At 64.8% G+C, this 483-nt stretch carries 1 pseudogene; it reads left to right on the top strand.

Annotation, left to right across the window (positions count from 1 at the left end):
• Nucleotides 1–7: 7 nt before the first annotated feature.
• Nucleotides 8–483, top strand: a pseudogene (locus J5M71_RS29470) (DotU family type IV/VI secretion system protein); the annotation flags it as partial.

Genomic DNA, 483 nt, shown 5'->3' with positions numbered 1-483 from the left:
GCTCAACATCGCCGCCGACGACGTCTATGCGGCGCAGTTCGCGTTTTGCGCGGCGATCGACGAATCGGTACTGTCGTCGCCGTTCAAGATCCGCGCGGACTGGGAGCGCCGGCCGTTGCAGCTCGTGCTGTTCGGCGAGCAACTCGCGGGCTAGAAGTTCTATCAGTACCTCGAAGACTGCCGCGCGCAGGGCGCGGCGCGGCTGCAGTCGCTCGAGGTGTTCCATATGTGCCTGCTGCTCGGCTTCCAGGGCAAGTATCTGCTCGAAGGGCCGGAAAAGCTCGCGTATCTGACCGCACGGCTTGGCGACGAGATCGCGAACATGAAGGGCAAGCGCGCACCGTTCGCGCCGCATTGGCCGCTGCCGGACCAGATCTCGCACCGGCTCAAGCGCGAGGTGCCGCTGTGGGCGATCGGGGCGGTGTTCGCGCTCGTCGGGCTGCTGGCGTTCGTCGGGCTGAATACGTATTTGAAAGACAGTAC

Origin of the sequence: Pseudomonas sp. 43(2021), from assembly GCF_017490805.1 — a bacterium.
In the GTDB taxonomy this organism is placed as follows: domain Bacteria; phylum Pseudomonadota; class Gammaproteobacteria; order Pseudomonadales; family Pseudomonadaceae; genus Aquipseudomonas.
The sequence above is the reverse complement of the archived record's forward strand: the minus strand, read 5'-3'. Positions and strand labels throughout refer to the sequence as shown.